17 protein-coding genes and 1 tRNA gene are annotated in these 17,097 nt (G+C 38.9%); 17 read left to right on the forward strand and 1 reads right to left on the reverse strand.

The window, feature by feature from the left end:
- Positions 1–11 precede the first annotated feature (11 nt).
- The 6 genes from EO111_RS07665 to EO111_RS07690 all read left to right on the forward strand — a co-directional run bounded on the left by EO111_RS07665 (position 12) and on the right by EO111_RS07690 (position 10,220).
- Positions 12–1,325 (forward strand): dicarboxylate/amino acid:cation symporter, encoded by a 1,314-nt coding sequence (locus tag EO111_RS07665; protein WP_062401663.1) that lies wholly within the window; start codon positions 12–14, stop codon positions 1,323–1,325.
- 669 nt (positions 1,326–1,994) lie between these two features.
- Positions 1,995–3,302, forward strand: coding sequence for a dicarboxylate/amino acid:cation symporter (locus EO111_RS07670; RefSeq protein WP_062401666.1), 1,308 nt, complete (start codon positions 1,995–1,997; stop codon positions 3,300–3,302).
- 255 nt (positions 3,303–3,557) lie between these two features.
- Positions 3,558–5,228: a formate--tetrahydrofolate ligase gene (locus EO111_RS07675; protein ID WP_009353428.1), complete on the forward strand. Its 1,671-nt coding sequence runs from the start codon at positions 3,558–3,560 to the stop codon at positions 5,226–5,228.
- 8 nt (positions 5,229–5,236) lie between these two features.
- Positions 5,237–5,857 (forward strand): cyclodeaminase/cyclohydrolase family protein, encoded by a 621-nt coding sequence (locus EO111_RS07680; RefSeq protein WP_127011195.1) that lies wholly within the window; start codon positions 5,237–5,239, stop codon positions 5,855–5,857.
- Positions 5,858–5,887: 30 nt separating this feature from the next.
- Positions 5,888–8,896: an AAA family ATPase gene (locus tag EO111_RS07685; protein ID WP_127011196.1), complete on the forward strand. Its 3,009-nt coding sequence runs from the start codon at positions 5,888–5,890 to the stop codon at positions 8,894–8,896.
- A 22-nt stretch (positions 8,897–8,918) separates the two neighbouring features.
- Positions 8,919–10,220, forward strand: a complete 1,302-nt coding sequence (locus tag EO111_RS07690; RefSeq protein ID WP_127011197.1) for a Na+/H+ antiporter family protein — start codon at positions 8,919–8,921, stop codon at positions 10,218–10,220.
- 55 nt (positions 10,221–10,275) lie between these two features.
- On the opposite strand, the gene EO111_RS07695 is transcribed toward EO111_RS07690, so the two are convergent.
- Positions 10,276–10,351 (reverse strand) — tRNA-Lys (locus EO111_RS07695).
- A gap of 240 nt (positions 10,352–10,591) precedes the next feature.
- Here EO111_RS07695 and rpmG point away from each other — a divergent pair.
- From rpmG to EO111_RS07750, 11 genes are all read left to right on the forward strand, one after another.
- A complete protein-coding gene (gene rpmG / locus EO111_RS07700; protein WP_062401675.1) occupies positions 10,592–10,741 on the forward strand; it encodes a 50S ribosomal protein L33 in 150 nt (49 codons plus the stop codon).
- A gap of 35 nt (positions 10,742–10,776) precedes the next feature.
- Positions 10,777–11,001 carry a preprotein translocase subunit SecE gene (gene secE, locus EO111_RS07705; RefSeq protein ID WP_127011198.1) on the forward strand — a complete coding sequence of 75 codons (225 nt, stop codon included), beginning with the start codon at positions 10,777–10,779 and terminating at the stop codon, positions 10,999–11,001.
- A gap of 12 nt (positions 11,002–11,013) precedes the next feature.
- On the forward strand, positions 11,014–11,550 hold the full coding sequence (gene nusG, locus EO111_RS07710) for a transcription termination/antitermination protein NusG (protein WP_009353394.1): 537 nt from the start codon (positions 11,014–11,016) through the stop codon (positions 11,548–11,550).
- A 105-nt stretch (positions 11,551–11,655) separates the two neighbouring features.
- Positions 11,656–12,081, forward strand: a complete 426-nt coding sequence (gene rplK, locus EO111_RS07715) for a 50S ribosomal protein L11 (RefSeq protein WP_062401677.1) — start codon at positions 11,656–11,658, stop codon at positions 12,079–12,081.
- A gap of 71 nt (positions 12,082–12,152) precedes the next feature.
- Positions 12,153–12,863 (forward strand): 50S ribosomal protein L1, encoded by a 711-nt coding sequence (gene rplA, locus EO111_RS07720; protein WP_127011199.1) that lies wholly within the window; start codon positions 12,153–12,155, stop codon positions 12,861–12,863.
- Positions 12,864–13,044: 181 nt separating this feature from the next.
- Positions 13,045–13,548 (forward strand): 50S ribosomal protein L10, encoded by a 504-nt coding sequence (rplJ, locus tag EO111_RS07725; protein WP_009353339.1) that lies wholly within the window; start codon positions 13,045–13,047, stop codon positions 13,546–13,548.
- A 52-nt stretch (positions 13,549–13,600) separates the two neighbouring features.
- A complete protein-coding gene (gene rplL / locus EO111_RS07730; RefSeq protein ID WP_127011200.1) occupies positions 13,601–13,972 on the forward strand; it encodes a 50S ribosomal protein L7/L12 in 372 nt (123 codons plus the stop codon).
- 112 nt (positions 13,973–14,084) lie between these two features.
- Positions 14,085–14,519 (forward strand): hypothetical protein, encoded by a 435-nt coding sequence (locus tag EO111_RS07735; RefSeq protein WP_127011201.1) that lies wholly within the window; start codon positions 14,085–14,087, stop codon positions 14,517–14,519.
- A gap of 103 nt (positions 14,520–14,622) precedes the next feature.
- Positions 14,623–15,345 (forward strand): YaaA family protein, encoded by a 723-nt coding sequence (locus EO111_RS07740; protein ID WP_127011202.1) that lies wholly within the window; start codon positions 14,623–14,625, stop codon positions 15,343–15,345.
- 28 nt (positions 15,346–15,373) lie between these two features.
- Positions 15,374–16,486, forward strand: coding sequence for a [FeFe] hydrogenase H-cluster radical SAM maturase HydE (hydE, locus tag EO111_RS07745; RefSeq protein ID WP_126940376.1), 1,113 nt, complete (start codon positions 15,374–15,376; stop codon positions 16,484–16,486).
- 18 nt (positions 16,487–16,504) lie between these two features.
- A complete protein-coding gene (locus EO111_RS07750; RefSeq protein ID WP_126940375.1) occupies positions 16,505–17,071 on the forward strand; it encodes a carbonic anhydrase in 567 nt (188 codons plus the stop codon).
- Positions 17,072–17,097: the final 26 nt, after the last annotated feature.

The raw sequence follows: 17,097 nt of genomic DNA on the forward strand, positions 1-17,097 counted from the left end.
AAGGAGATTCTATGGCAGTATTAAAAAGACTTGGCTTATCTGGCTGGATTGTCATTGGCTTACTAGCAGGTGTATTAGTAGGTTCAGTAGCCCCAGATTTTGCAAAACAATTAAAACCACTGGGCGATGTATTTATTCGCATGATTAAGATGATCGTAGTACCATTGATTTTCAGTTCCCTTGTCATGGGCATCGCTGGTACGGGGGACTTTAAAAAATTAGGCCGTTTAGGGGGCAAAGCTATTCTATGGTTTGAAGTTGCGACTACACTAGCATTATTTGTAGGGTTATTTGTAGTTAATGTATTTGAACCGGGCGTAGGAGTGAACTTAACAGCTACAGGTAATGCCGTAGACATTGCTAATAAAGCAGCAGCAAAAGGCGAGATGGACCACGTACAAATGTTGGTAAATATCATTCCAACGAACATTGTAGACGCTATGGCTCGTGGTGATATGTTGCAAATTATCTTCTTTAGCTGTATGTTTGCTATTGCAGCAGCAAGTATTGGTAAAGAAGGGAAACAAATTGTTGAACTTTCCAAAGACTTGGCTCATATTATGTTCAAAGTGACGCACTATGTAATGTATGTGTCTCCTATCGGTATCTTTGGTGCCATTGCATATACAGTAGGTAACTTTGGCTTGGGTATGCTAGTGCCATTGATGAAGTTAGTATTCACCTTGTACGGTGGTTTGGCGTTATTCTTAATCCTTATCATTGCTATCGCTTCTTTCTTTACAAAAGTAAACTTATTTAAACTAGGTAAAGTATTGAAAGAGCCAATCGTGTTGGCTTTCTCTACAGCGGCGTCTGAAGCAGCATTGCCAATTGCCATGGAAAAATTGAAAAAGGTTGGTATTCCTAACCAAATCGTAAGTTTCGTACTACCTTTGGGATATACATTTAACTTGGATGGCTCCACGTTGTACTCATCCTTAGCGGTAGTATTTATTTCTCAAGTGTATGGTGTGCCATTTCCATTAGAACAGCAATTATTAATGGTATTAACGTTGATGTTGTCCACGAAAGGGATTGCAGCAGTGCCAGGAGCATCATTGATTGTTATTGCTGGTACAGCAGCGGCCTTTGGATTGCCAGTAGAAGGCTTAGCATTAATCCTTGGTGTAGACCGTATATTAGATATGGCGCGTACTGTATGTAACTTATCTGGTAACTGTTTAGCAGCTGCTGTTGTAGGGCGTTGGGAAAACGAAGTATCTGCGGAGCGTTTGTCAGAATTAATGGAACATCCTTTGACTGATGAAGAAGTGGAAGCTTTAGAACAAGCAAGCTTTGAACACGTAGGTGAACAACAAGCATAATTAATTACACTGAGATCGTTGCAATACAAAAAAGACTGTTTACATTTACTATGTAAGCAGTCTTTTTTTGTATTTCACTATACGGTGATGAGAGTATTAATGTTGTCGAAATACTTAAGATTATATAATAGTATAAGTGCAGCAAAAAAGAAAAAATACCATGTACATCTAATAGATGCTCATGGTATTCGTTGATAGAGTTCTTTAGGCCATCTGTAGGGAAGAGTAGAGGAGAAGACCTAAAGATGTGAATGAAGGATGTGTATTTATGTGCGACATACCGTAGAGGTAGCATGGTAGAGGTAGCTGGTTATGTCGCATACATATATTATTAGGCCCTATAAAGGAGTTGAGGAGTTTATAATATACGTACATCACTTCACAAGAAAGAGAGTATCATAGTGTTGCTACTCTTTATGTGTAGTATAAACTAGAAGCGTCAAAAGAATGTCAAAATATAAAACTTTTTATTAAAAATTTTTTGAAAAAAGATTTTTATATTTTTTGTATACATTAATTGTACTATTGTATCTCTGTAAAGGATTTGTTATAATGCTTTCTATAGAATTTTAGAATAGGTTCTGAAAGAGACATTCTGTACTTGTACACCATCGCCTCTTTTTATATAACCTAAGCAAGTATTGGTATGTAAAAAGGAGATTCTATACTATGTTAAAGAAAATTGGACTGTCCGGGTGGATAGGCATTGGTCTTTTGGCTGGTGTGCTAGTAGGTGCAGTGGCACCAGATTTTGCGAAACAATTAAAACCTTTAGGTGATGTATTTATTCGCATGATTAAAATGATTGTAGTCCCTTTAATTTTTAGCTCCCTAGTAATGGGTATCGCTGGGACAGGGGATTTTAAAAAATTAGGCCGTCTTGGGGGAAAAGCGATTCTATGGTTTGAATTAGCTACTACATTGGCGTTATTTATTGCATTGTTTGCTGTGAATGTAGTAGAACCCGGAGTGGGTGTGAATTTGACAGCTAGTGGTGGCGCTACGGATATCGTTAACAAAGCAGCCTCTAAAGGTCAAATGGACCATGTGCAAATGTTAGTGAATATTATTCCAACAAATATTATTGACGCCATGGCTCGTGGAGATATGTTACAAATTATCTTCTTTAGCTGTATGTTTGCTATTGCAGCAGCAAGTTTGGGTAAAGAGGGAAAACAAATTGTAGACTTATCAAAAAGTATAGCCCACATCATGTTTAGAGTAACCCATTATGTCATGTATATTTCTCCTATCGGTATTCTTGGTGCTATTGCGTATACAGTTGGTGCCTTTGGGGTTGAAATGCTGATTCCATTATTAAAATTAGTATTTACTTTATATGCCGGGCTAATTGTGTTCCTTGCCATCGTATTGGGTATCGCATCGGCTTTAACAAAAGTGAACTTATTTAAATTATTCATCGCATTGAAAGAGCCGACTATTTTAGCGTTTACCACAGCCGCATCAGAGGCAGCATTACCAATTGCTATGGAGAAATTGAAAAAGATGGGGATTCCCAATCATATTGTAAGCTTCGTACTTCCCTTGGGATATACATTTAACTTAGATGGCTCTACGCTGTACTCTGCATTGGCGGTTGTCTTTATTGCACAAGTCTATGGTGTTCCATTTCCGATTGATCAACAAATTTTAATGATGATTACGTTGATGTTGTCCACTAAAGGAATTGCAGGGGTACCAGGTGGCTCCTTAATTGTGGTGGCAGCTACAAGTGCAGCCTTTGGACTGCCAGTGGAAGGCTTAGCTTTAATTTTGGGGATAGACCGTGTGTTAGATATGGGTCGTACCGTATGTAACTTGTTAGGTAATTGCATCGCTGCAGCTATTGTGGGGCGATGGGAACAAGAAGTATCTGCAGAAGATTTAAAACGATATATAGATCACCCACTAACAGATGAAGAAGTATCGGCTCTAGAACAAAAACATTTGGAAGCTATGGCAGATGCGCATGCATAATAGAATGTAAATAAACACCATATATACCAGTTCTGGATATATGGTGTTTTTTTATAACTTGTTATAGAAAAGAAAAGTGCTTTAAGTGTAATTATTGATAGACGAAATATGGTAAATCGTTGTATGATGTTCGTAATAGACTATTTCTTTACTATAGTACTAGTGAAAAGTGTTGGAATTCTTGAACAGTAAAGAATTGCTGTAACCTGCGTTATGGTCATGCAAGTGCATAGCGATGTATAAGGAGGGAAACTCATGTTAAGTGATATTGAAATTGCCCAACAGGCACAAATGGAACCTATTGTGGAAATTGCAAAACGATGCAATTTAGCAGAAGATGAATTAGAATTATATGGAAAATATAAAGCAAAAGTGTCCTTTGATGCGATGGAACGATTACAGGATACACCGAATGGTAAGCTGGTACTAGTTACAGCCATCACACCTACACCAGCAGGAGAAGGCAAGTCTACCACTACTATCGGATTGACACAAGCTTTACAACAAATTGGTGTGAACAGTATTGCTGTATTGCGCGAACCATCCTTAGGACCAGTATTCGGTGTCAAGGGTGGTGCTGCTGGTGGTGGTTATGCGCAGGTAGTGCCAATGGAAGATATTAATCTTCATTTTACAGGGGATATGCATGCCATAACGGCAGCTAATAACTTGTTATCAGCAATGATTGATAATCATATTTTCCAAGGTAATGCACTACAAATCGATGTGCGTCGTATTAGTTGGAAACGCGTATTAGATATGAATGATCGTGCTTTACGTAATGTGGTCATTGGCATGGGTGGCCCTATGAGTGGTGTACCAAGGGAAGATCATTTCATGATTACAGTAGCCTCTGAAATCATGGCTATTTTATGCTTGGCTCGTGATTTAGAAGATTTAAAAGCACGATTTGGTCGTATTGTAATTGGTACAAACCTATCTGGAGACCCTGTATTTGTTCATCAATTAGGTTGTGAAGGAGCGATGGCGTTACTCATGAAAGATGCTATCAAACCTAACTTAGTACAAACGTTAGAACATACACCAGTATTGATCCATGGTGGTCCATTTGCGAATATTGCCCATGGATGTAACTCTATCATTGCTACCAAGCTAGGATTAAAATTAGGCGATGTAGTCATTACAGAAGCGGGATTTGGGGCGGATTTAGGAGCAGAGAAATTCTTACATATTAAGTGTCATTATGGAGATATCTTCCCTGATGCAGTGGTCATCGTAGCCACTATCCGTGCCTTAAAAATGCATGGAGGAGTGCCAAAATCAGAGTTGACCAAAGAAAATGTAAAAGCACTAGAACGAGGCTTTGTGAATTTAGGGAAACAAATCGCCAATATGAGAGCCTTTGGGTTACCAGTATTAGTGAGTATTAATAAATTTGCTACGGATACACCAGCTGAAATCGATGCATTATTGCAATTATGTGATCATTACGGTGTAGATGTAAGCCTTAATGAATGCTGGGAAAAAGGTGGAGCCGGCGGTATTGATATGGCAAAACAAGTGATGGGTATGCTTGAAGGAACAGATATCAAGCCAACTGCTTTATACGATGTGAAAGATAGTATTCCTAATAAGTTAACGGCTATTGTAAAAGAAATTTATGGTGGCAATGGTGTAGAATTTACCAGTGCAGCGAAAAAGCAAATTGCTCAATTGGAAGAATGGGGATTGGCAGACTTACCGGTATGTGTGGCAAAAACACAATATTCCTTAAGTGATAATCCGGAGTTACTAGGAGCCCCTACAGACTTTACGATTACTGTGCAAGATGTACGAATTGCCAATGGGGCTGGATTTATTGTGTGTCAAACAAGCAATATTATGGTCATGCCAGGGTTACCGAAACAACCAGCCGCTCTTGGTATGGATGTAACAGCAGAAGGGACTATTAAAGGATTGTTTTAGGAGGAATGATGGAATTACATAACGCATCTGTATTAGAGTTTATTCGTGACCTTGGTTCTAGTGCACCAGCCCCAGGAGGTGGCAGTGTGGCGGCGATGAATGGCGCTATGGCGGCCGCTTTAATTGAAATGGTAGCGAATTTAACAATTGGGAATGCAAAATACGAAGCGGTCCATGAGGAGATGAAGGCTATTCAAAAAGAAGTAAGCCAAGACAAAGAAGACTTTGTTCACTATATTAATAAAGATAGTGCTGCTTTTATGGAGTTAATGGGAGCTTTCAAATTACCAAAAGAAACAGATGAAGAAAAAGTATTTCGTAAAGCTGAAATACAACGTACCACGAAACAAGCAGCCTTAGTGCCTTATGAAATTGGTAAATTAGCATATACTTTATTACCCTTGACGGAAACAGTCATTGTAAAAGGAAATACCAATGCCATTACGGATGGGATGATTGCTGTGATTAATGCAAGAGCTGCTGTAAAGAGTGCCTTTTTAAATGTGAAAATCAATTTAGGTTCTATACAAGATGCAGAGTTTGTGAAACAATTGGCAGATAGCATGGAAGAGATAGAAGCTGTGTTAGATACAGAGGAACAACGATTGTTAGGTCTTGCTAAGGTATAAGACCGATCACAATGAAATGAAGGAAATCATATGGGGATAGAAATTCATTTATTAGGGACACCACGGATACAAGTAGATGGGAAAGATATCTTTTTTACTTATGGAAAAGTACAAGCGCTCATTTATTATATGGTGGTAAAAGGAGTAGCCCTCCGAGATGAAATTAGCGGTTTATTGTGGCCTGAAAAATCGGAGGTCAATGCCAGAAAAAACTTAAGAAATGCCATTTATGAGGCAAAAAAGCTATTGGGGGCAGATGTATTTGTATCACCGAGGAACGCTGTATTACAATGGAATCCTACGGCACAAATCTATGTGGATGTACATCAATTTCAAAGGAACCCTAAACAATATATAGATATTTACAAAGGGGAATTTTTACAAGGATTTTATGTAAAAGATGCAGTGGCTTATGAAGATTGGTATTTAGGGGAACGAAGTCGTCTTAAATCTATGTACATGGAGGCGGTCTATGATTTAGTAGATGCAGGGATTGAGGAAAAAAATATCGCCTGTATTGAGCGATATATTCCTGTCCTATTGTCCTATGACCCCTATAACGAAGAGCGATTTAGTGCGATTTTGGAACTGATTATGAGCCAAGGTTTCACGACTATGGGGAAACAATTATACCATCAACTACAATGTATTTACGCAGATGATTTAGATGAAAGTGTACCTAACTCTCTTCGAGAAGCTATGCATTTATCAAAGACACAAAAACAAGAGGCGGTGTCCTTTGTAGAACATACGATGTTGAAGGGCCGTGATGCAGAAGCAGGAGAGGTGCAGAAGTATTTGCACTTCTTTGAAGATACTCCCTTAGCTTTGCGTATCACAGGAGACATTGGAAGCGGTAAAACGAGCCTCGTAGAATATATACGAGATAAAGTAGAGCCCTACCGATGTGTGTTAGATAGCCAATGTTATGAAGAGGAACAAGGCTTACTATTGCATGCGTGGATTCCTATTGTAGGAAAGATACTGGAAGAAATCGAATTACAAGGTCTGGAAAACATCGAATTACGGCGTATTTATGAAATCTTTCCACAGTTAGATAGACGTATGGCTCGAGACTTGGGCTTTTTAGAAGTAACGGAAGCATTGCCTTTTGATGTAGTGTACCAAGCAGTATCAAATCTGCTAGAACAGGTGTCGGAAGAAATTCCTTTTACATTGATTTTTGAGGATGTGCAATGGATGGACTCCTTAAGTTTTTCTTTATTGAGTTTATTGCTGTTACATCATAGGTCTGAACGGCTTATGATGATTGTCACTGATGTAGAGGAAGTAAAAGGCATGCATCAACGAACCTTGCAAAGTTTAGAACAGCAGAAAGCATTGCAAAGTATTTCCTTGTTGCCTTTACCAGATGAGCGGATGCGAGCTTTTATCTTAGACCGAGAACCTACGTTACAGGATACAGATATAGTGGATCAATTAGTGGAAGTCAGTCGAGGCAATCTGTTAGTGCTGATAGAAAGCATGCAACTATGGAAAGAATATGGTTCCATTTATGGTTTGACTAAAGATATGGAACTGCTCTATAGCAAGAAATGCGATACTTTATCTGAAGAAGAACGTAAATTGGCAGAGTTTATCAGTTTATTCTATAATGAAGCACCATTAGGGATGATTGAACAATATATGGGCTTGGATAAACTTCGTCTGTTGCAAACTTTAGAGGAGTTGGAAAGAAAAGGATTCATTGATTACCGTACACAACATGGTGAAGTGCAATATAGTTTAAAGCAATTCAAGTGCAAAGAGTATTTACGAGATCAAATGGCTATCGATCGCCGTCAAATTTTGCATGCCTATTTGGGGGAAGCCTGGGAGAAACGGTTAACACACTCCAAGGAAGATATGATTCGCTATAAGCAACTAGAATTTCATTTCCGTGAAGCAGTACAATACCAAAAAGCTTTAATGTATAAATTAAAATCTTTTATGCATTATTTAAACTTTAATAAAGATGCCTCTCCAGAACTTGGGGTAGGGGAATTATCCTCTGTCTATGCAGGGTATTTTATGGGAGAAGTAACGGGTAAAGCCTTGCAGGAAATAGAAGATGAGTTAGCTCATGTGTACACATTGTATGGAGATGTGCCAGAGGTGCGGGCCCTAGAATTGCCTTACCTATACGGAGCAGGTAAATATTACATGAGTATCGGTGATAAGGAGCGAGGGTTAGGATACTTTCAAGAATTATTAGAGGAAAGTACGGAACAAGAAGCATCGAATTATAAGTTGAAAGCCTATAAAGAGATGATTTATTATCACTTGCAAATGCGTCATATTCTAGAGATACATCAATATACCACAAAGGCTCTTGCGTTGGCAGAACAGTACCATTTCAAAAAGGAGATTGGGGTTATATTAAGACTGAAAGCGTTGGCTTTCATTATGGAAGGTCAGCCAGAACAGGCCATTCCTCTCCTAGAGGAATCTATACGCTTATTCTCGGTAACCCAAACTGTGGCTCGTAGATATGCTATTAATATCGGGGCGGCCTATAACTACTTAGGAGATATTGAAAAAAGTCGGTCTCGTCTGGAGACGGCATTAGAGATGTACAAAAAAGCACTGGACTATTGTGATCAAACGGAACTATATAGTTCATGGATTGTATTTGCCACCAATGCGGGTATGACAGCTTTTGCATTGCAGCAATATGAATTAGCATCCACCTATTTTCAAAAATCCTATGAATTATGCTTGCAATATACCATAAGTCGACGAAGACCGACTATTGAGGCATACCTTGGTTTGTTAGCCCGAATTAAAGGAGATACGCAGACAGCTGTATCCTATTTGGAATCTGCCCAATCTCATGGTGTAGTAGAGCAACATGGACAAGAAGTTGGTCGTGTGCATTGGGCTATTTGTTTCCTCAAAACTGAGTATCCTAGTGCAGAGGTGGATCAAGCTTTTTCTAAAAGTTTGGCTACCTATGGTACAATAGCATTGCAACAATTAGATGGCTATGGAGATGTGTGGGAACGAACGTACCTGGAACAGTTGCTCCAAGCTGAGTAAGTACAAAAGAAGGAGATCCTAAATGGATATAGTGTTAAACCCCATAGTGCTATCAGTCATCGCAATGTCGATTCTGTGTTTGCTACGATTTAACGTGTTGTTATCGGTTATCGTAGCTTCCTTAGTGGCAGGCCTAGCAGGAGGGATGACGGTAACTACTACGATTGAGTCATTAATCGGTGGTATGGGTGGTAATTCGGAAACTGCATTTAGTTATATTTTACTGGGAGCCTTAGCCATTGTCATTGGACGGTCTGGGCTAGCCACAGTTGTTACCAAAAAGATTACTAATATTGTAGGTACGAAAAAAGTAGCATTTACCTTGCTCATCGCTTTCGTAGCATGTTTCTCACAAAACTTAATTCCTGTGCATATTGCCTTCATTCCTATTTTGATTCCTCCCTTATTAGTGGTGATGAATCGAATGAAATTAGACCGTAGAGCGGTGGCATGTGCCTTAACATTTGGTTTAAAAGCGCCGTATGTATCTTTGCCAGTTGGCTTTGGATTGCTGTTTATGACTATTATAAAAGATCAAATGGTAGCGAACGGTGTGAATGTATCGATTTCTGATATTGCCTCTGTCATGTGGATTGGTGGTATATCCATGGTGGTAGGATTATTGCTTGCCATTGTGTACTATAGTCGAAGTCGTGAGTATGAAGATATTGCGGTGGTGCAAGAAGAATCTACAGAGCATACAACTCGTATGACGCCGAATTGTTGGAAAGGATTAGCAGGAGCAGCGGTGGCTTTTGTGGCACAGCTGTATTTTAAATCTTTGCCCATAGGAGCGTTAGCTGGATTGGCAGTATTCTTTGCTACAGGCCTTATCAAATGGTCAAGAATGGATGAAGATGTGGATGGTGGTATTCGCATGATGGGGACCATAGCCTTTGTTATGTTGATAGCCGCAGGTTATGCTAACGTATTGCGAGAAACAAACTCTGTGGAACATTTAGTATCAGCCACAGTGACTATTATTGATTCAAAATTAGTAGGTGCCATTGTGATGCTTATTGTGGGATTGTTAATTACTATGGGAATAGGCACTTCCTTTGGTACCATTCCAGTGATTGCATCCATATATATTCCTATGGGTTTGCATTTAGGTTTTTCAGTGCCGGCTATCATCTTATTAATCGGTATCGCAGCAGCCTTAGGAGATGCAGGTTCGCCAGCATCGGATTCTACATTAGGGCCTACATCAGGACTCAATGCAGATGGACAACACAATCATATATGGGATACTTGTGTGCCCACATTTATATTCTATGACATTACCTTGCTAGTAGGTGGTGTCGTAGGGGCATTGGTGTTATAAAGTAAAAGGACTGTCTATATAACAAAAGAACCGCACTGTTGTGCGGTTCTAACTGTGGTGGAACACCAGGGGTTCGAACCCTGGACCCTCTGATTAAGAGTCAGATGCTCTGCCAACTGAGCTAGTGTTCCATGCAACATGGTAAATTATGGTTTTATTATAGTCCTATCATTCAATTTTGTAAATGAAAAATTTATAAATAACATAGGAAATTACTTGCTATTTAAGATGTTCTATGTAATAATATAGAGGTCAGGAAAAACCTGGCTTTTTTAGATTGCATTTGACATAGGCTTCCACTTGTGGTAGTCTATATTAGTATGTTTATGAAGTAATAGCCGTCTAGGCACTTTAAAGAGAGGTGTAAACTGATGCGTAACGCAGTAACTATGGCTTGTACTGAATGCAAGCAACGTAACTATCAGACAAACAAAAACAAAAAAAATAACCCAGATCGTATTGAAATGAATAAATTCTGTAAATTCTGTGGTAAACACACGTTACACCGTGAAACAAAATAATTGTTAATTATTTGTTGACGTGAGGATGTGATATCATGGCAGGAACTAATTCAAAAGCTCAAGCACAACAAAATGGTAACGGTAAATTCGTTCGTGAAGTGCGATCTGAGCTCAGGAAAGTAGTCTGGCCTACAAAAAAAGAGCTTGTGAACTATACGATTGCCGTATTTATAGCAGTAATTTTAATTTCTGTTATTATTGGTATCGTTGACACAGTATTTGCAGAACTTTTTAAGTTGTTAAAGAGTGCTGTAAAGTAGGAGGCTTTTTTAATGGGAACAGATAAAAAGTGGTATGTCTTACATACTTACTCAGGCTACGAAAATAAAGTAAAAACCACTTTGGAGTTGAAAGTTCAAGCTATGGGAATGGAAGATGTGATTTCACGCATCTTAATTCCAATGGAAGATGAAATCGACGAAAAAGATGGTGTAAAAAAAGTAGTAAAACGCAAAGTCTTTCCAGGCTATGTGCTGGTAGAAATGGAAGTAAATGACGAATCTTGGTATGTGGTGCGTAATACACCAGGTGTTACAGGATTTGTTGGTTCTGTAACAAAACCAGTGCCACTATCTGATTCTGAAGTAGCCTATATCTTGAAGTCTCAAGGTTTAGATCAAGAACCAGTACAAACTCTTGATGTTGAAGTAGGAGAAACTGTCCGAATTACATCCGGTGCCTTTGAAGATAGAACAGGCGTTATTACTGAAATCAATCACGATCATGCAAAACTACGTTTAAATGTAGAGATGTTTAATCGTGAAACCCCAGTAGAGGTAGAATATTCTCAAGTTGAGAAAATTCTTTAATATATTATATAACTCTAACCTTTTTAGGCAGCCGGGAGGTTGCCAGTGGGAGGGGCAATTTCGCTCCGTTACCACCACATTTTGACGCAAGGAGGTGTAATCACCATGGCTAAAAAAGTTAGTAAAGTTGTGAAATTACAGTGCGAGGCTGGTAAAGCGAGTCCAGCGCCACCGATTGGTCCAGCTTTGGGTCAAGCAGGTGTTAACATCATGGGCTTCGTTAAAGAATTTAACGAAAGAACAGCTCAACAAGCTGGTCTTATCATCCCAGTTGTTATTACTGTATACGAAGATAGAAGCTTCACTTTCATCACAAAAACTCCACCAGCTGCAGTTTTATTGAAAAAAGCAGCAGGTATCCCAAAAGGATCTGGAGTACCTAACCGTGATAAAGTAGCTAAAGTTGGTCGCGATAAAGTTCGTGAAATCGCTGAACTTAAAATGCCTGACTTAAATGCTAACACTGTTGAGCAAGCTATGCGTATGGTAGAAGGTACTGCACGCAGCATGGGCATTGAAATCGTTGATTAATTAGCGTACGGTATGTGACTCACATATCGGTGGGAGGGACATCCCGTTACACCACATAAGGAGGAATAAAAATGGCAAAAGTAGGTAAGAAATATGCTGAAGCAGTAAAACTTATCGAAGCAGATAAATTCTACGAACCAGTAGAAGGTATTGAATTAGTTAAGAAAACTGCCACTGCAAAATTCGACGAAACAATCGAAATCGCTTTCAATTTGAACGTCGATCCTAAATACGCTGATCAACAAGTTCGTGGTGCCGTTGTATTACCACATGGTACAGGTAAAACTCAACGCGTACTCGTATTTGCGAAAGGCGACAAAATTAAAGAAGCTGAGGATGCTGGCGCAGATATCGTTGGTTCCGAAGAATTAGTAGCAAAAGTACAAGGTGGTTTCAGCGACTTCGATGTTGTTGTAGCTACTCCTGACATGATGGGCCAAGTTGGTCGTTTAGGTAAAATTTTAGGTCCTAAAGGCTTAATGCCAAACCCTAAAGTTGGTACTGTAACACCTGACGTAGCTCGTGCTGTTATCGAAATTAAAGCAGGTAAAATCGAATACCGTACAGACAAAGCTGGTATCATTGCTTGTCCTATCGGTAAAGCATCTTTTGATGATGCAAAATTACTTGACAATTTCCGTACAATCGTTGATACTATTGTTAAAGCTAAGCCTGCAGCAGCTAAAGGTCAATACATTAAAACTGTGACACTTAGCTCCACTATGGGTCCTGGCGTTCCTATGAACGTGTTTAAATTAACAAGCACTAGCAAGGAACAATAATTATATATGTTCTCTTAGCTGTAGACGGCTGGCATCATTTGATTTAATGAGGAAACTCGCCCGCTGAGGCTGAATCCAATCTATTATGGAATGGTTCTCGACCTCAACGTCTTCGTTGAGGTCGTTTTTACGCTAAGATAGTACATAGAAAATCACCAAAAATCTACAAGGAGGTATTCTAATGGCTGTCACTCAACAAAAACAAGCAGTTGTAGCTCAAATGAAAGAAACTCTTTCTGAAGCGAAAGGTGCTGTATTAGTTGGTTATAGCGGTTTGACTGTTGCTCAAGTAACAGATCTTCGTCGTAAATTCTTGGCTGAAGGTGTAGAATACAAAGTAATCAAAAATACTTTGACTCGCATCGCTGCTAATGAATTAGGTTACGAAGCTTTCTCTGAGCATTTAGAAGGTCCTACTGCATTAGCAACTTCTAGCACAGACGCTGTAGCTCCAGCTCGTATTCTTGAAAACTTCATTAAAGACACAAAAACTGAAGCTTTAACTGTTAAAGCTGGTATTGTGGAAGGTGAAGTTCTTGACGCTGCAAAAGTACAAGAAATTGCAAACTTGCCGAACCGCGAAGGTATGCTTTCCATGCTTCTTTCCGTGCTTCAAGCTCCAGTTCGCAATGTAGCTTACGCAGTAAAAGCTGTTGCGGAAGCAAAAGACGAAACTGTTGCATAATAGCAACACAATTAACTAAGAAAACATATATCAAAAATGGAGGATATCAATCATGGCATTGAACATCGAAAACATCGTTGCTGAATTAGAAACTGCAACTATTTTAGAACTTAATGATCTTGTAAAAGCAATCGAAGACAAATTCGGCGTAACTGCTGCTGCTCCTGTAGCTGTAGCTGCTGCTGGTGCTGCTGCTGGCGGTGCTGACGCTAAATCCGAATTCGACGTAATTCTTAAAGACGCTGGTGCTTCCAAAATCAACGTAATCAAAGTTGTACGTGAAGCTACTGGTTTAGGCTTAAAAGAAGCTAAAGCTATCGTTGACGGCGCTCCTGCTGCTGTTAAAGAAGGCGTAGCTGCTGCTGACGCTGAAGCTTTAAAAGCTAAATTAGAAGAAGCTGGCGCAACAGTTGAATTGAAATAATTGATTCGCTAGTCAAAACCCCTTGAACATTCGTGTTCGAGGGGTTTTGTGTTATAATATAGTTGCTATAAATTATTCTATACTTACAGAAAATTAGAGGGAGGAAATCGTTATGGTCATATTATTGAATATAGTTTGGTTTATTATTGCATTTAGTGTTACAGCACTTGTATTGGATCCTTATTTTCAAGGTGTTAATAGACATATATTCTTTAGTAGCATTTTAACAGATTATGCTATACTTTCCATTATATTGCTTCTACCAGCCAATATTGCTCATAGAAAGGGCAAATCTTTTAGTTTATTTGCTATTTACGGAATATTGTTATGGATAGTTGCTATTATACATTCTATCATGATGTCTTCTAATAAGGTTAAAGCAGAGCCAGATAAATATAAAGTTTGCCCATACTGTGGTGAAACTGTACTTAAAGTAGCAAAAAAATGTAAACATTGCCATGAGATGCTTGAGCCTGAAGTACAAGAGACTAACTCAAAAAAAGATGATGATTTAGATGATGTTAAGAGAATATTAAAAGGTAAATAGTATTAAAATGACGGGTATTGTGCCCGTCATTTTATATTAAATACTTTCGATATATGATATAATGAATAGATAAAGTTTAGATATAAATAGAATAGAGGAGATTATGAAATTAATTATATCCCCTAGTAAAACAAAAGATATAAAAGGCACACCTAGTGGACCTATGTTCGCACCACACATGACAGAACAAATTGTGAAACACATGCAAGGTGTATCAAAAGAAGGTCTAGGGAAGGCTTTAAAAATAAAAGATACAGTCTTAGATGAAGTATATGATTTTTATCAAAATTATGACAAAGAAGTAGAAGGTATGGCGGCGCTTAGCTATGACGGGTTATCTTTCAAAAATTTAGATTATGATGGACTTTCAGAGGAAGGAAAAGCATTCGCTAATACCCATGTATGGATAGGGTCTGCCTTGTATGGCTTAGTAGCCCCTAATAGTGGTATCAAAGGATATCGGCTGGATTTAATTGATCCTGTATTGAAAGAGGAAAAAACAAATCTCTATGCCTGGTGGCAACCTTTAGTGGATGCCGCTATAGGTGAGGAAGATTGGATAATCAATTTGGCATCTAAGGAATATTCTAAATGGATTAACCATCCTAAGATGGTAACCATAGAATTTTTAGAGCATCGTAATGGTGTGTGGAAGCAGCTTAGTACATCGTCAAAACAGATGCGTGGTTCATTGGCACATTATATCTGTGAACATCAAGTGACAGAACTTTCACGGTTACCAAAAGAATTAAAAGGATTTGTATTGGATCCATTGCCTATAGCTATAGATGGGTCAATTACCATTGCCTATCGTAAGGAATTATAAGTATTACATGTGTTCTAATAGAGGAATTATGACAGTAGATAGTATTTTACAAAAAGACCTTGTCGGTGACGAGTGGTTAACGGAGGAGGAGTTACGATTTCTCATGACCATTACGGATGAGGGAGAATTACAAAAAATATATAAAAAAGCCTATGAAGTAAAAGCTGCTTATGTAGATAAGGTAGCCTATTACCGTGGACTCATTGAGTTTTCCAATCGTTGTATCAAAAACTGTTTATATTGTGGTATCCGTCATGAAAACAGCAAGACAGAACGATTTGATATGTCTCGTGATGACGTATTAAAAATGGCACAATGGGCCTACGACCATGAGTATGGATCTTTAACATTACAGTCCGGAGAACGTACGGATGATGCCTTTGTAGATTATGTGGTGGATTTAATTCGCGATATTAAAAAGTTAAGCAACAATGAGCTAGGCATCACCATGTGTGTAGGGGAGCAATCGGAAGAGGCGTATAGACGTATGCGTGAAGCAGGCGCTGACCGCTACCTTCTTCGTATTGAAACAACGAACAAAGACTTATTTGAGATGATTCATCCAAAGGATGCCTTACACTCCTTTGAGACACGTGTGAATTGCTTGAAGTCTTTGCGCAAGGTAGGATTTCAAGTCGGTACAGGTGTTATGATTGGTTTACCAGGACAAACACTAGATGATCTTGTCAACGACATTTTATTCTATCGTGATATGGATATCGATATGATTGGTATGGGACCGTATGTGGTACACCATGATACTCCTCTAGGGCAACGTGCTTTGGAGTTAGGCATAGACTCACAAGAGGGTAAACTAGAGCGGGTGCAGTTAGGATTAAAAATGATTGCCTTAACACGTCTATTCTTAAAAGATGTTAATATTGCAGCTACCACAGCATTGCAAGCTTTAGACAAACTAGGTCGTGAAAAAGGATTGGCGGCTGGAGCGAATATCTTAATGCCTATCATTACAGTACCAGAGCATCGTGCGAAGTATTTATTATATGATAATAAGCCATGTGTGGATGATAATGCAGACCAATGTAAAGAGTGTTTAACTCGTCGCGTTATGTCTATTGGTGATCGTGTAGGTTGGAAACAGCAAGGTAATTCACAACATTATAAAAAACGAATTCGATAATTTTATGTGAGGTGACTGATGAATTTATTAAATGAAATATTACGACATAATCGAGAATTTCTAGACAGTACGACCAAAGAACATGGGGATGAGCCACCAACAGTAAGTAAGGTGCCAACTCGTGAAATTGCGATTTTGACGTGTATGGATACGCGATTAGTGAACTTTATGGAGCAAGCTCTCGGCATTGAACGGGGTCATGCAAAGGTGATTAAATCGGCGGGCAACTCCATTTCAGGTATGTTTGATAGCGTGGTACGTAGTTTGTTAGTTTGTATCTATGAATTAGGAGTATCTGAAATTTTTGTGATCGGCCATTATGAGTGTGGCATGGCGAAAACTACTTCTGAAAGTTTGACTACAGCCATGTTGTTGCGGGGTGTAGCACCTGAGGCGATTCAAATGGTGCGTCACGAATTAGAGCATTGGGCTGATGGATTTTCTCACCCAGTAGATAATGTACAAGAAACAGTGAGCATGCTTCGTATGAACCCGTTGATTCCAAAGGATGTAGCAGTCCATGGACTAATGATGCATCCAAACTCTGGAGAAGTTGAAGTTGTAGAAGTTGGCTATGAACTTTAAAAAAGAATTGACAAATTGAATCTTTC

This window comes from Veillonella sp. CHU594 (assembly GCF_003992265.1).
In the GTDB taxonomy this organism is placed as follows: Bacteria; Bacillota; Negativicutes; order Veillonellales; family Veillonellaceae; genus F0422.

Excerpts from the sequence above, each read along its gene's own strand:
- EO111_RS07740 (WP_127011202.1), top strand. The coding sequence starts at position 14,623 with ATGAAATTAATTATATCCCCTAGTAAAACAAAAGATATAAAAGGCACA.
- EO111_RS07665 (WP_062401663.1), top strand. The coding sequence starts at position 12 with ATGGCAGTATTAAAAAGACTTGGCTTATCTGGCTGGATTGTCATTGGC.
- rplA (WP_127011199.1), top strand. The coding sequence starts at position 12,153 with ATGGCAAAAGTAGGTAAGAAATATGCTGAAGCAGTAAAACTTATCGAA.
- hydE (WP_126940376.1), top strand. The coding sequence starts at position 15,374 with ATGACAGTAGATAGTATTTTACAAAAAGACCTTGTCGGTGACGAGTGG.
- rplL (WP_127011200.1), top strand. The coding sequence starts at position 13,601 with ATGGCATTGAACATCGAAAACATCGTTGCTGAATTAGAAACTGCAACT.
- rpmG (WP_062401675.1), top strand. The coding sequence starts at position 10,592 with ATGCGTAACGCAGTAACTATGGCTTGTACTGAATGCAAGCAACGTAAC.
- rplK (WP_062401677.1), top strand. The coding sequence starts at position 11,656 with ATGGCTAAAAAAGTTAGTAAAGTTGTGAAATTACAGTGCGAGGCTGGT.
- EO111_RS07735 (WP_127011201.1), top strand. The coding sequence starts at position 14,085 with ATGGTCATATTATTGAATATAGTTTGGTTTATTATTGCATTTAGTGTT.
- EO111_RS07670 (WP_062401666.1), top strand. The coding sequence starts at position 1,995 with ATGTTAAAGAAAATTGGACTGTCCGGGTGGATAGGCATTGGTCTTTTG.
- rplJ (WP_009353339.1), top strand. The coding sequence starts at position 13,045 with ATGGCTGTCACTCAACAAAAACAAGCAGTTGTAGCTCAAATGAAAGAA.
- EO111_RS07680 (WP_127011195.1), top strand. The coding sequence starts at position 5,237 with ATGGAATTACATAACGCATCTGTATTAGAGTTTATTCGTGACCTTGGT.
- EO111_RS07690 (WP_127011197.1), top strand. The coding sequence starts at position 8,919 with ATGGATATAGTGTTAAACCCCATAGTGCTATCAGTCATCGCAATGTCG.
- EO111_RS07685 (WP_127011196.1), top strand. The coding sequence starts at position 5,888 with ATGGGGATAGAAATTCATTTATTAGGGACACCACGGATACAAGTAGAT.
- secE (WP_127011198.1), top strand. The coding sequence starts at position 10,777 with ATGGCAGGAACTAATTCAAAAGCTCAAGCACAACAAAATGGTAACGGT.
- EO111_RS07675 (WP_009353428.1), top strand. The coding sequence starts at position 3,558 with ATGTTAAGTGATATTGAAATTGCCCAACAGGCACAAATGGAACCTATT.
- nusG (WP_009353394.1), top strand. The coding sequence starts at position 11,014 with ATGGGAACAGATAAAAAGTGGTATGTCTTACATACTTACTCAGGCTAC.
- EO111_RS07750 (WP_126940375.1), top strand. The coding sequence starts at position 16,505 with ATGAATTTATTAAATGAAATATTACGACATAATCGAGAATTTCTAGAC.